The organism is Sphingomonas sp. UYEF23, from assembly GCF_040546165.1.
Taxonomy (GTDB): domain Bacteria; phylum Pseudomonadota; class Alphaproteobacteria; order Sphingomonadales; family Sphingomonadaceae; genus Sphingomonas; species Sphingomonas glacialis.
In genome coordinates this window covers 1-12,581 of the sequence record NZ_JBEPNG010000007.1, presented here as the reverse complement: position 1 = coordinate 12,581, position 12,581 = coordinate 1, and the positions used below count along the sequence as shown (strand labels likewise).

At 60.5% G+C, this 12,581-nt stretch carries 12 protein-coding genes; 1 reads left to right on the top strand and 11 read right to left on the bottom strand.

Translation table 11 applies throughout. The features are described 5' to 3' along the window. Positions 1–385: 385 nt before the first annotated feature. From ABIB28_RS13115 to ABIB28_RS13070, 10 genes are all read right to left on the bottom strand, one after another. Positions 386–817, bottom strand: a complete 432-nt coding sequence (locus ABIB28_RS13115) for a response regulator transcription factor (protein ID WP_354288545.1) — start codon at positions 815–817, stop codon at positions 386–388. 57 nt (positions 818–874) lie between these two features. Continuing rightward, on the bottom strand, positions 875–1,273 hold the full coding sequence (locus ABIB28_RS13110; RefSeq protein ID WP_354288544.1) for a response regulator transcription factor: 399 nt from the start codon (positions 1,271–1,273) through the stop codon (positions 875–877). 146 nt (positions 1,274–1,419) lie between these two features. Continuing rightward, positions 1,420–5,361 carry a PAS domain S-box protein gene (locus ABIB28_RS13105; protein ID WP_354288543.1) on the bottom strand — a complete coding sequence of 1,314 codons (3,942 nt, stop codon included), beginning with the start codon at positions 5,359–5,361 and terminating at the stop codon, positions 1,420–1,422. Between the two features lie 186 nt (positions 5,362–5,547). Further along, positions 5,548–6,891, bottom strand: coding sequence for an IS1182 family transposase (locus tag ABIB28_RS13100; protein WP_354288542.1), 1,344 nt, complete (start codon positions 6,889–6,891; stop codon positions 5,548–5,550). Between the two features lie 131 nt (positions 6,892–7,022). Then, a complete protein-coding gene (locus ABIB28_RS13095; RefSeq protein WP_354288540.1) occupies positions 7,023–7,724 on the bottom strand; it encodes a glutathione S-transferase family protein in 702 nt (233 codons plus the stop codon). Positions 7,725–7,743: 19 nt separating this feature from the next. Then, positions 7,744–8,652, bottom strand: coding sequence for an NAD(P)/FAD-dependent oxidoreductase (locus ABIB28_RS13090; protein ID WP_354288539.1), 909 nt, complete (start codon positions 8,650–8,652; stop codon positions 7,744–7,746). Further along, the gene (locus ABIB28_RS13085) at positions 8,642–9,106 is read right to left on the bottom strand and encodes an Rrf2 family transcriptional regulator (protein ID WP_354288538.1); all 465 of its coding nucleotides are present in this window, start codon (positions 9,104–9,106) and stop codon (positions 8,642–8,644) included. The genes ABIB28_RS13090 and ABIB28_RS13085 overlap by 11 nt, the downstream gene beginning before the upstream one ends. A gap of 75 nt (positions 9,107–9,181) precedes the next feature. Beyond that, the gene (locus ABIB28_RS13080; RefSeq protein ID WP_354288537.1) at positions 9,182–9,604 is read right to left on the bottom strand and encodes a hypothetical protein; all 423 of its coding nucleotides are present in this window, start codon (positions 9,602–9,604) and stop codon (positions 9,182–9,184) included. A gap of 57 nt (positions 9,605–9,661) precedes the next feature. Then, entirely contained in the window at positions 9,662–10,060 is a 399-nt protein-coding gene (locus tag ABIB28_RS13075) for a RidA family protein (RefSeq protein WP_354288536.1), read from the bottom strand. Between the two features lie 147 nt (positions 10,061–10,207). Then, positions 10,208–11,227, bottom strand: coding sequence for an NADP-dependent oxidoreductase (locus ABIB28_RS13070; RefSeq protein WP_354288534.1), 1,020 nt, complete (start codon positions 11,225–11,227; stop codon positions 10,208–10,210). 79 nt (positions 11,228–11,306) lie between these two features. On the opposite strand from ABIB28_RS13070, the gene ABIB28_RS13065 reads away from it, so the two are divergent. Next, complete coding sequence (locus ABIB28_RS13065; RefSeq protein WP_354288533.1) at positions 11,307–11,879, top strand: TetR/AcrR family transcriptional regulator; 573 nt, start codon at positions 11,307–11,309, stop codon at positions 11,877–11,879. Between the two features lie 134 nt (positions 11,880–12,013). On the opposite strand, the gene ABIB28_RS13060 is transcribed toward ABIB28_RS13065, so the two are convergent. Next, positions 12,014–12,581, bottom strand: a 568-nt coding sequence (locus ABIB28_RS13060) for a response regulator (RefSeq protein WP_354288531.1), incomplete at its 5' end; no start/stop codon positions are given.

Genomic DNA, 12,581 nt, shown 5'->3' with positions numbered 1-12,581 from the left:
TGTAAAAATAAATGATGATAAAAACGTTCTGAGTAATTTTGTTCGCTCATCTGTATGATATAATAGCTGTCTCTGATAAGTTTTACTTGAGAGTCTGACAATGCCACGACCGCTCTCCTAGTTTCTGCTGAGCCTCGGACCTGCCCGACAGGTAGCCCGTCTCACGGGCTATCGTTGAGAGGAAGATTCATCAGCTTGCCGAGAACAGCAAGGGCGTAATTCGCTTGTCTGCGATTATGACACCGCTTAAAGTCGAGGGCGGGCGATCACGTATCGGTGGTGCATGCCGGTGCCCGGATCAACGATCGAAATCTCGTTCGCTTCCCAGCGGGCTGCGCTCTTTCTCAAACCAGCAATCGGAGACCGCGCATGCCAGGACGGCCTTTTACGTGCGCCGCCCTGAGCGGTTGAATAGACTATTGTCGAGAATGCCTTCTACCTTCCGAACGAGGGCTTCCGGGTCGAATGGCTTGACGAGATAGCCATCTGCGCCGGCACCGAGCCCTTCATCGATCTTGTCCCGGCCTCCCGCCGCAGTCAGCATCAGGACTGGAATTAGGTACGTCTCGGGGGCCGTCCGAAGACGCTCTAATATCTCGATCCCCTGCATGCCTGGCAGTGAGCGATCAAGGATCACCAAGTCGGGCTTCTTGAACGCGATCGTCTCATATGCAAGCGTGCCATGACCAATTACGCCAATCAGATATCCAGCGTCCGTCAGCAGGATCTTGACGATATCTGCCATTAAATCATCGTCTTCGACGTAGATGATTCGGGTAAGTCGTTCACATGGCGGTGCAGTGTCAGGCGGGTGCATGAGAAACCCGATGCAGAATGATCATAGATGGCCTCGCTTAAAGTGCCGTAGAGCGGATCAGCGACGCTGTTGACGGGCTATAGCAACGCGCCGCTTTTCCAGTAGCTCATCGACGCGAAAAACGAGTTCGTCGGGGTCGAAGGGCTTTTTCATGTAATCATTTGCGCCTTCGTACATCGCAAGCTCCACGTCGCGCTCGCCGCTTCGGCCGGTGAGCATGAGGACTGGCGTATCGTAAAACTCGGCTGTGTTGCGCATCTCGCGAAGAACAAGAATACCGTTTTTCTCAGGCATATTGCAGTCAAGAATTACCAGATCAGGCTTTCTGGCGCGAATGACTTTCATCATATCCGTACCATCGGCTAATAGGGCGACCGCATGCCCGGCCGCGTTGAGCGCCTCAATGGCGATCCCGGCGACGATCTCGTCGTCGTCTGCCATGATGATCCGAGCCATTTCGTTTCCTTAGAACGCACGCCCTGCCTAACGATCTCCTTGCTTATGAACGGTTAGTTTTGTGCGTGCAATCGGCGGTGCAGGAGTAAAGGCACGCTTGGATTGACAAAGCCCACCGTTGATTGAGCAGGCGAGGTCGACCTATTTTATGCTACTTGCCGCAACGCGACGGCTGCGGCTTCGACGACTGAGGCGTGCTGGTCAGCCGGGCAGGCGAGAAAGTCATCCTCCAGCCGCTTCGCGCACTCGCCGAGTTTGGCCTCACCGAACATGGCCGCGACGCCGGCCAGCTTATGTAGAAGGTCCGCAGCCTCCATGATGGCTTCGTGGGTCGGACGATCAACCCGGGACAGATCGTCGAGCTTGCGGAGTGTGTCCATCTTGCGCGTGCGATAGCGGTCTAGAAGCTTTGTACTGACCTTTGGTGTTTCGATCCGCATGGGAGTATCCGCGACCACGAACCTCGCGAGGATTGCCGTCAGGTCTCGAACGCGGACGGGCTTGGCCAGATGGGCTTGCATCCCCGCTGCCAGGCAGGATTGAATATCCTCGGCATAGGCGTTGGCGGTCAGCGCTACGATCGGCAAAGCCTCGGACGTATAGCCGGCCTGACGCAACCGGCGGGTAGCCTCCAACCCGTCGACCTCGGGCATCTGCATATCCATCAGCACGAGCTCAAAAGGCTGGCCCGACTTCGCTGCCGACACGACCATCGTGATCGCCTCCGCCCCATTAACTGCGAGCATGGGCTCCATGCCGGCGCGATGAGCCATGGCCATGATCAGTTCCTGATTGATGTCATGATCCTCCGCGATCAGCACGCGCGGTTTTCGAACAACCTCAGGAGCAATCGCGGTCGTGGCAGCGTCTATCTCGACCGAGGCGACTTCACCTTCGATAATCCGAAGCGGCAGGCGCACGGTGAAAGTTGTGCCTTCGCCGACCACACTCCGAACCGTAATGGCACCGCCCATCAAGTTAGTAAGCTCGCCGCTGATGCTAAGGCCAAGCCCCGTGCCGCCATATAGCCTCGCAGTCGAATTGTCGGCCTGCGTGAATTGGTCGAAAATCATTTCCAGCCGCTCGGTCGGTATGCCGATCCCGGTATCCACTACATCGATCCGCAACGTGTCCTGTTCGACTAGAACCTCAACCGTCACCGCGCCCCTTTCGGTGAACTTGGCGGCATTGCCGATCAGGTTGAGCACCACCTGCCGCAGGCGCAACGGATCGCCCAAAATTCGCTGTGGTACCACGGGGTCAACCCTTGTGGACAGCACCACGCCCTTGACGCTGACCACGGTCTTCATGAGGTCCGCGCAACGCCGGACGATGTGGCGAATATCGACCGGCTCTTCGGTGACGTGCATCTTGCCCGAGTCTATTTTGGACACGTCGAGAATGTCGTTGAGCAACCGCATCATCGAGCGGCCGGATTCCGCGATCAACTCCACATGTCGGCGCTGGTCGGACTGGAGATCACCCGCCAACACTAGCTCCGTGAAACCCAGCACGCCATTCATAGGAGTTCGTATTTCGTGGCTCATATTAGCTAGAAAACCAGCTTTGGCGCGGACGGCGCTTTCAGCTTTATCGCGAGCCCCAACCAACTCGTCCTGAAGTTCCTTTCGGCGACCGATGTCGCGAATGGCCGAGATCACGCCCCCCTTCACGCCCTTGTCGCCTTCTGGTGCGCGCCAAGGCTTCATGTGAGACTCCAGCCAGCGCCAGTCACCGCTTTTGTGGCGAAGCCGATATTCGACCGTCCGCGCCGTCTGCGTGCCCGTAATAAGGGCAACGTGCGCGGCGTGAACGGCGTCCAGATCATCCCAGTGAATGAACTCGCCGCAATGCCGACCTGTCAGTTCTTCGGGAAGATAGCCCGACAGTTCGACACAAGATGGAGAGGCGTAAAGCACGAAGCCGTCGTCGCCTGTGCGCAGGACCACGTCGGTCGCGTTCTCGGCGAGCAGGCGGTATTGCTGCTCGCTCAAACGCAGCGCCTCCTCGGCCGCGGCCTGAGCGCTTATGTCCTGGATGACACCAAATATGCCGATCACCGCGTCGTCGGGAGCGCGTTCGGCCTGGCCCTGCGAAGCGACGCGTTTGGTGCCCCCATCCGGAAGGAGCAGCGTCGCCGTAAATTCAAAGCTCTCGCCAGTTTCGATGGCGCGCGCCACGAGAGCGCCGACCCGCTCCCGATCATCCGGATGGTAAGCGTAAATCGCGTTTTCCAACGCTGGCGAAAAGCCAAGCTCGACGCCGTGTATGCGACAAACTTCGTCCGACCAGATGGCCTGGTTGCGAGCCAGATCAACCCGCCAATGGCCAACTTGCGCCAAAGCAGAAGTCATCTCAAACAGGCGATTGTTCTCTTGGAGGCGAGCCGATGCTTCGGCAGCTTCCAATTCCACCGCGCGCCGCTGGCTCACGTCGCGTACGCTCGCCACGAACTCGATCGGGTCACCCGCCTCATTCCGAACGAGCCGATAGGCCGCCTCGAGCCAAACATAGTGACCGTCGCGGTGCTGTTGTCGGTAGGTGCATACGGGGCTGATCACGCCGACGAGCAACGTCCGGCAGACGTCCATGACACGGACGCGATCCTCAACATGAATCGCCGCGACTGGCGCGCCACCAATCATCTCTTCGGGCGAGTAGCCCAGCAGCGACAGGCAAGCCGGCGACACGTATCGGCGTATGCCGTCCAGACCGATCCGGACGATCATGTCGCTCGAATGATCGGCAAGGAGGCGGTGCATCCGCTCGCTTGCGAGCAGCGCCTCCTGTTGAACGACGCTGGAGGTCACGTCGCGAATGTTGCCGGTCGTGCCTAAGAAGCGGCCATCCTCTGTTGCAAGGCGTCGGATCACCACTTCGATGTGCCGACAATCATCAGCCGCGGTGGAAAATCGCTGACGCAGCGTGCAAGCGTCAATCTCACCCGACACTATCTTCGGGTACGTTTCTGCAGCCGCTTCGAGGTCGTCGGCGTGGAGCAGCCTCGTCGTAGCCCATCCTAGGCTCTGTTCGACCGGGTAGCCGGTGAGCAGTTCCCAGGCAGGATTGAGGAAAGTCCAACGGCCCTTCGCGTCCGTTTTGAAAATAACTTCGCCTACATTGTCGAGGATGGATTGCGCGAAATCGCGGCTGTCTTTCAGCTCGCGCCGCAACGCTTCGCGGGTCGCGAGCGTCGATGCGACCGGCAAACCCATGGCAAAGCTGACGGCTAGAAAAAGCTGAAGCGCCACGAGTTGGTCGCCGCTGCCTCCCTTTACCAGCGTGATTGGGCCGATGCCCGCCATGGTGAAGCCGGAAGCGACGATGCAGATGATCGCGATCGCCGCAGCGGTGCCCGCCACCCCTTTGCGGAAGGCGGCCAGGATCACGATCGGGCATGCTAGAAACAGGAACGGGAAACGACTTTGGGCGAAAATGAGCGTGGCCGCGATTGTCGCCAGCGTCAGGAAAGCAAGCCATTCCAGCAAGCATTGGCGGGTTGGCCGCGCCCTGTTTCGCCATTCATGTACGGCAATCATTATAAGCGGTGTGACAATAAGGAGGCTCAGTCCGTCAGCCAGCATCTTGGTCAGCCAGACCGATAGGTCGAAGTATTTGCCCGGTGAAGCAAGCACCACCGCATCGAGCGTCGCTGCGGCGAAAGGAGCGATCAGACATATCAGGAGGAGGCAGCCCAGTGAGCTAATTTCTTCGATTTCTGGCGAAGGTCCGCACAGTTTGCGCATAGTCCAGACAAGAATTGCAACCTCGATCGAGTTTGCGGCAGCCAGCGCGACCGCCAGCGAAACCGTGTCACCGACGATCAGGTTCGCGATCATGTTCGCGACGAAGCACGTCGCCAGGTAGGCTCTAGCGCCTCGTTCCTGTCGCCGTAGCAGCACGCCGGCAAGAACTGCGTTGGGTAACCAAAGCGCCGCGATGCGCCCGGTGCCGCGTGTCAGCTCGATCCCGAGCAGCGCCAAAATACCAAATAGGACAGCCATAGCCGCCAATCCCGGTATCAGGCGAACGAAGGCTTCCAGTTGGTTCGGTCGCGCATGACGGACAAGAAAGGCGGTTTGGCGCATCCTGTACGCATAGTTGCGAACCTCTTAAATTATCGTCGCTCGGGTCACGAGTTGCCGATGGTCTCGCAAGTGCGTCCCTTGACAGAGGGTTGGTGTCAAAACCGGTCGAGACCGTTGAAAAAGGCCTGCGCGAAATCGGCGTGGCGGATGGCTGGTGACGCCGGCCACGGGAGGATACGCCGCGTATCAGGCCGGCGCAGCCTGCCGGGCGAGCAGCTGAAGGTTGTATGCCGCGGCGGCCATGGTGAACTCCTCGGCGGCTCCTGACAGGCCCCGCAGCTTGAGCGTTCGTAGCCCCAGGTTGCGTTTCAGGTGGCCGAACACGCGCTCGATCCGCTGTCTTCGACGCCGTGCGTGCACATAGGCGTCGGTGCCGGCAAGGGCGCGCACGGTATCGCGGGCTTCCTCTCTGACGAGCCGGGTGACACCCCGCTTCGGACCGATGGTGCATTGCGGCTTCAGCTCGCAGGCGGCGCAATCGGCCGGCCGGCTTCGGTAGACAAGCACCTGCTTGGTCCGGTTGGTGCCGCAATAGCCGAGCAGCTTGTCCGCCGGACAGCGGTAGGCATCCGCTTCCCGGTCGTAGCGGAAGGCATCCCGGGTGAAGAAGGCGTCCCGCTGGCGGGTCCGGTCTATGACCGGGATGTATGGCGTGATGTTCCGGTCGATCAGCCAGCCGAGCAGCCGACCGCTACCGTACGCCTTATCGGCCGAGAGACTGGCGGGTTCGATGCCCAGCCTGGTGCCGGCGCGTGACACCAGCGTCCGGGTCGCCGCCACCTCGGCTGCGAAGCGGGCGGGCGTCGCCTCCACGTCGAGGATGCAGTCGGTGTCGAGGTCGAGCAGGGGGTTAATGGCGTATGCGTAGCGCGCCGGTCCGTGCTTGCAGGTGAGCGCCGCCTGCGGGTCGGTCGGCGAGATGCTGGTCGGATCGACGGGCGCTGGTTCGTCGGGGTCCGGCGGCAACGCGGCATCGAGCGCCGCCAGATATTCGGCGACGGGTCGCGATATGCTTTCCCCGGCACGAAGCTCGTCTGCGGCGTCGGCCCCCTTCAGCTTCTTCTCGCGGCTGGCGTCGGCCATGATCGTGCTGCCGTCCACCGCCAAGTCGCGCCCCGTTACCAGCCCGGCCGCGGCGCACCGCGCGACTACCTGCTCGAATAGCAGACGATGTAGGTCGCAGGCGCGGAAGCGGCCGTGCCGGTTCTTGGAGAAGGTGGAATGGTCGGGCACTCGGTCGGCCAGATCGAGCCGGCAGAACCAACGATAGGCGAGGTTGAGGTGCACCTCCTCGCACAGGCGGCGTTCCGAGCGGATGCCGAACAAATAGCCAACCAGCAGCATCCTGAGCATCAGCTCCGGGTCGATCGAGGGTCGCCCACTCGCGCTGTAGCTCGACGCCAGCGCCTCGCGCACGAAGCCGAAGTCCAACACGCCGTCGATGCGTCGGAGCAGGTGGTCGACCGGCACATGCTCATCGAGCCGGAAACCATAGAACAGCGCGCCCTGTGCCACCTGCCGACCCATCATGTCCGTGATCCCCCTACCGCCTTGCAGGAGTGAATCACGCCCTCGTCACCATCGCAAGCCGCCGTTTTTCAACAGTCTCGACCGGTTTTGACACCGAGCTATAACCGTTTTTGCGAGGGCGGGGCACGGTGTCACAACCGTTCGGTTATGCTGCGGTCTGATGGTGGACACACCTGCGTCAAACCCTGCGCAATCGCCAACAGCGGCGCTGGATATGGAACTAGCGCGGCACTTGGGCGCGCAGCGAACATCACATACCATCGTGCAAGGATAGGACAGTCTCCGGGTAGCGAGACATCATAGAGCGCTTTTGCGAACTGCAATGTTGCCATGCCGATACAGTCGGCGATCGTGACATCCGCGCCGGTAAGAAACGGTCCCTTTGTTTCGCCGGCCAATTTTTCCAGCAGTCGCAGTCGTCCGTAATAGGCGTCCGCCGCAAAGGTCGCCGCTTCCGAACTCTGCGGCTCGCGCCCGGCGAAAGCAGGACTACCCTTGTGACACCAGATGCCGAATTGCATCGCCGCTTCGTCGATCACGCCAACAAATTCGCGCGTCCGGGCGCGATATTCCGGTGTCGTTCCGAGCATGTTTGGCGAGGGGAATCGCTCTTCCAGATATTCGAGAATCGCGACCGAGGAACGGATTAACGTGCCTTCCTCTGTTTGCAGGATTGGCACCGTGCCGAGCGGACTCAACTGCGTAAGTTCCGGCGGAGGCCAGCCGGCCATGAGGTCGAAGCTCACCCGCTCGATACTGGTGATACCCTTCTCTGCAAGGTATATGCCGACACGTCGGGGATAGAGGCCCCAACTTAGTTCATATAGCTTCATGGATCAGGTTCCGTTCGGATCAAGCGGCCAGCGGCTCGAACACCAAGGCTTGGTGAAGCGACACGCCGGCGGTCACACCGTCGGCTGCCGCCCAGCTCGCATTATGCGGCGCGCGCGCGATGTCGCCAGCGGCATAGACGCCGGGTATCGTCGTCAGCTTGGCCGCGTCGGTGCGGATGATCGGCCCGAACGGGCCATCATCCAGCACACAGCCAAGCTGTTGCGCGATCGGGCTATTGAGACGCGTGGGCGGCGCGAGATATAACGCATCGATGCCGGACATGCGGTCTTCAGCCAGGACGACGAACGACAAAGCCTCGCCTGCACCTTCCAGCCTGGCGATCACCGCGGGCTCGATCGCCACGCCGCGCCTCGCCAGCTTGCCCAGCGTCGCAGCGTCGGGTGCCTCGCCGCCATTGAGGTACAGCGTCGTCGGCCCCCAATCGGCAATGAGCATGGCCTGGTGCGCCGACATTGGCGCGACGGACAGGACGCCAAGGCGCTGCCCGGCGAACTCGAAGCCGTGACAATAGGGGCAGTGCAGCACGCTCTTACCCCAACGCTCGGCCAGACCCGGCAGGTCGGGCAGAACGTCCGCAATCCCGAATGCGAGCACGAGCTTGCTGCCTTCCAGGATTTCACCGGTGCCGAGGGCTACCGCGAAGCCGCCGTCCGTCGAGCGTGCCTCCCTCGCTTCGCCCGTGATGAAGCGGACACTCGGATAGCGTTCAAGCTGTGCGCGGGCCGTGGCAATCATGGTGCGGGGCTCATCGTCGTCTTGCCCGAAGAAGCCATGCGAGACCGCAGCGAAACGGTTGCGGGGCGCGCCCGCGTCAATCACACATACCGATCGCCGGGCGCGAGCAATGTGAACGGCGGCGGACAGGCCCGCGAAGCTGCCGCCGACGACGATCGCATCATGCAACATCAGCGTTCTCCCGGTCTGCATGATGCCCGCTTGCTACCATGCGCGCATGAAAATCGGCACTAAGCGCGCCCAGTGTGATCTTGCCGAACCGGTCAAGCAGCAAAGCTTCTGCCTCGCGGAAAGATTGGTCCAGTGCTGCGTTCACGGCTTGCTCCACCAGACATCCCGGCGCTTCAGTGCGATGGCCTACCGCGAAAAGTCCGGGCGATCCCAGCGCCCGATACACGTCACGCAAGCTGACCGCTTCCAGCGCGCGCGATAGCGTCCAGCCGCCTCCGTGCCCCTTTTCGGATCGCACGAAGCCTCCATCGCGCAACCCGGCCATGATACGGCGGATGACGACCGGATTGGTCCCCATGACCTTGGCCATGATTTCAGATGTGACCGGGCCGTCGGCTTCGGCCATGTGGAGCAGGACGTGAAGCACGCCCGACAATCTGCTATCACGTTTCATGCAACTCTATATGTTGCGTAACTCGACAGTGTCAACCAAGCATTTGAGTAGTACTAACCCCTGTGATCGCGTTCCCTACTTCGTCCGCAAGACGATCGGATCGTGGGTTTCGTTCAGCCAATCGCCAAGCCGCGAAAGATCCCCTTCGGCTTTCCGGTCTCCATCTGCCTGATAGCGATTTAAGAGCGCTTTATAGGTCGGGTCTCCGCTGAGATGAAGGTTGAGAATGCGCGCGGCGTGCGATGTTACTTCCACGGTCACATCGCCGCGCTCAGCACGGCCGACTCCAACGCGATAGCTTGGCTCGCCTTTCCTGAAGTCGAGGCGGATGCCCTGAACAAGCCCGTCATCGATCTCGGCGCCGTCAGTATACCGTTCCACAAAAGTGAGATTAATGTCTGTGGGAAGATTCGCGCTCCGCGCCGCGTGGGCGAGAATGCCCCCAATCATATGGAACCACTCCAAACTCCCCTGCGTGATTTTTACATCTTCGGTCATGGCATTACCTCTTCAAAAGTCAGCAGGAAGCGGCGGAATGCAGCCTCCTGCATCAGGCTAGGCGGCCGCAGGGATGCGAGCGATGACCTTGATCTCGAAGTCGAAACCGGCAAGCCAGTTCACGCCAACCGCTGTCCAGTTTGGATAAGGAGGCTCACCTATGACCTCGGACCGAACCTTCATGATCGCCTCGATCTGAGCTTCCGGATCAGTATGTAAGGTGGTGATGTCGATCACGTCATCGAATGTGCATCCGGCCCCCAACAGAACAGCGCCTAGGTTCGCGTAGGCTAACCGTACTTGGTCTTCGAACACCGGCTCAGGCGACCCATCTTCGCGGCTGCCAACCTGCCCCGAAACGAAGAGAAGATCGCCGGAACGGATTGCGGGGGAATAGCGATGTACTTGGTAAAGGGCGTGGCGTTTGGCGGGAAAGATTGCTTCGCGTGTAGACATTAGAAGGGCCTTTTTTTGGGGGTACGTCACGGGGTGCGCCCTTTCCGCGAGCTCATATTGGACCGCGTTCGGGCATATCGAGTTCAGCGGCGTTGAGCGCGATCGGCGCGGCATCGTCGTCATCGGTCCGTGAGCGGGTTTTTGTAATCAGGCGACCGTAAGGACGATCTTGCCCTGGATGCCACCGGCGGCAGCCCGCTCATGCGCCTTCGCCGCATCGGCGAGCGGGAACGTGCTGTCGATGACGACTCGAACGGTGCCGTTGTCGAGCAAGCGAGCGACTTCGGCTAATTGCGGCCCGTTCGAGCGGACCTGCGTCGCCGAAACCGTGATACCCAGCCTTTCCGCCTCGTCTTGGCCAGCAAAGCCCAGAGGGAAAATCGGGAACAGCGCGCCACCGCGCTTTAGCGTGCGGAAAAAACGACTTGTATCCGGCCCGCCGACGGCATCAATGACAAGGTCCACGCCGCGCACGACCTCATCGGCCGCACTCTTCGTATAGTCGATGAACTCATCCACGCCGAGGTCGCGCATCAGTTTCTCGTTCTTGCCCGACGCCACGGCGATGACACGCGCGCCTTTCCATTTCGCCAGTTGGACGGCGAAGTGACCGACACCCCCCCCAGCGCCGTTGATAAGGACGGTCTTGCCTTCAAGCGGCACCGGCACATGCTTATACGATTGCAGCGGATTTGGTTCGTCGTGACCCAGATCGATCATGAACTGCCAGGCCGTAAGCAGCGACATCGGCGCGCCGGCAGCGTGAATATGATCGATCACAGCGGGTTTCAGCGCCAGATCGGACGAGGGAACGCCGATATACTCGGCATAGGTCTGGCTTCCCGTCATACCTTTCTCGGGAAAGCGCACCATCGAGTAAACTTCGTCTCCGACCCGGAAATCCTTCACGTTGTCGGCAACCGCCTCGACAACACCCGACATATCCGTACCGGGAATGATCGGGAACGAAGGTTGCGGCCGCCACTCGGGCGGAAGCGCCTGGTAGCCTTCACGCAGATACCAATCCGGCGGGTTGAGGCCGATTGCGTGGACACGGACCAGCACTTCGCCCGCCGCCAGTTCGGGCATCGGCGCGTCTTCATAGTGCAGCACGTCCGGGCCTCCGAATGCGTGTAGCCGGACAGCTTTCATCGTTTTCGTCGGCATTGCTTTTCCCTTCTCAACAGATGCGCTATGCAAGCGGAGCAGTGATCCTTATATACGGAGCACTGACCCGTTTTACAAGATGAGCATTATGAGAAGCGACGCAAAGAAGAATTATGACCACCTCCTGACGGTCGCGAGCGATCTCCTGTCGAAGGGGGGTGCGGACGCATCGTTGCGCGATATCGCACGTACGGCGGGTGTCGGGCTCGGTACGCTTTACCGTCATTTCCCGACTCGTGATGCGTTGCTCGAAGCCTTGCTCCGCGCGCGTTTCGACGAACTGACGGTGCGGGCTGGCGAGCTTGAAAAATCCAGCACGCCTGGTGCCGCTCTAGCGGCCTGGTTGCGCGAAACCGTGGCGATAGCGCACGCCTACAGCGGCTCCATCACAGCGATGGTAGCCGCGATCGAAGACGGGGTATCACCCCTTCATGCGTCGTGCCTCACGATGAGGACCGCCGGCGCGCAACTTTTAGTGCGGGCACAGACTGCGAAGCAGGCGCGGGACGATGTCGACGGCGCGGACCTGTTCGCGCTTGTCGGTGCGCTGTCCTGGGTCGCCGATCAGCCGGCCCTTGCATCTCGATCCGACCGTATTTTTGACATCGTTACTGGGGCGGTCTTGATCCCGCCGATAGATCTTGAAAGCTGACTTTGCGAACTTTTGCAGGTTGCCAACATGTCGCGCGGCATGGTCGCGGCCTTCCAACATCTCTTGATTGCCGCGCGGTTCTCCTCGGCGAAAGGGCGGTATTCCGCTAACCACCACGTACTCAACCAAGCCAATCAGCCCGGCGCGCGCGCACGGCGAAGCGCTTGGTCAAGAGCGTCGAGCTGATACGGTTTTGGGAGAATCGAGATATTTTCGTTCGCGGCATCCCGCGCTGCGGCTCCGGCATAACCCGATGTCAGTAATATCGGCAGGCCTGGTCGACGTCGGCGTATTTCACGCGCAAGCTCTACGCCGTTCATCCCCCCTGGCATCATATTGTCCGAAAACACAATGTCGACAGTACGACCGTTGGCGAGCGCACCGAGCGCACCTTCCGGACTCGCAGTTCGAATGACTTGGTAGCCTAAGTCGCTCAGCATCTCTGTGACTAGGGTGGCGACCTCATAATCATCTTCCACCAACAGGATCGAGCCCGCCTGCTGCACACTATGATCAGCGTTGCCGAAGTCGATGAGCTGTCGATCCTTCTGGATCGGCACTTCTCGGGAGCGGGGGAGCAGAAGTTCGACCGTCGTGCCTTTCCCTACGTAAGCGTGGCGCATAGGCCGCCTTGCGGCTGACGGTGATGCTGCGATGCTTGTGCCTTTCGGCGGAGCGGCGCGGTGGATGATGAAGTCGGGG

Coding starts and splice junctions, on each gene's coding strand:
- ABIB28_RS13115 (WP_354288545.1), bottom strand. CDS start 817: ATGCACCCGCCTGACACTGCACCGCCATGTGAACGACTTACCCGAATC.
- ABIB28_RS13110 (WP_354288544.1), bottom strand. CDS start 1,273: ATGGCTCGGATCATCATGGCAGACGACGACGAGATCGTCGCCGGGATC.
- ABIB28_RS13105 (WP_354288543.1), bottom strand. CDS start 5,361: ATGCGCCAAACCGCCTTTCTTGTCCGTCATGCGCGACCGAACCAACTG.
- ABIB28_RS13100 (WP_354288542.1), bottom strand. CDS start 6,891: ATGATGGGTCGGCAGGTGGCACAGGGCGCGCTGTTCTATGGTTTCCGG.
- ABIB28_RS13095 (WP_354288540.1), bottom strand. CDS start 7,724: ATGAAGCTATATGAACTAAGTTGGGGCCTCTATCCCCGACGTGTCGGC.
- ABIB28_RS13090 (WP_354288539.1), bottom strand. CDS start 8,652: ATGTTGCATGATGCGATCGTCGTCGGCGGCAGCTTCGCGGGCCTGTCC.
- ABIB28_RS13085 (WP_354288538.1), bottom strand. CDS start 9,106: ATGAAACGTGATAGCAGATTGTCGGGCGTGCTTCACGTCCTGCTCCAC.
- ABIB28_RS13080 (WP_354288537.1), bottom strand. CDS start 9,604: ATGACCGAAGATGTAAAAATCACGCAGGGGAGTTTGGAGTGGTTCCAT.
- ABIB28_RS13075 (WP_354288536.1), bottom strand. CDS start 10,060: ATGTCTACACGCGAAGCAATCTTTCCCGCCAAACGCCACGCCCTTTAC.
- ABIB28_RS13070 (WP_354288534.1), bottom strand. CDS start 11,227: ATGCCGACGAAAACGATGAAAGCTGTCCGGCTACACGCATTCGGAGGC.
- ABIB28_RS13065 (WP_354288533.1), top strand. CDS start 11,307: ATGAGCATTATGAGAAGCGACGCAAAGAAGAATTATGACCACCTCCTG.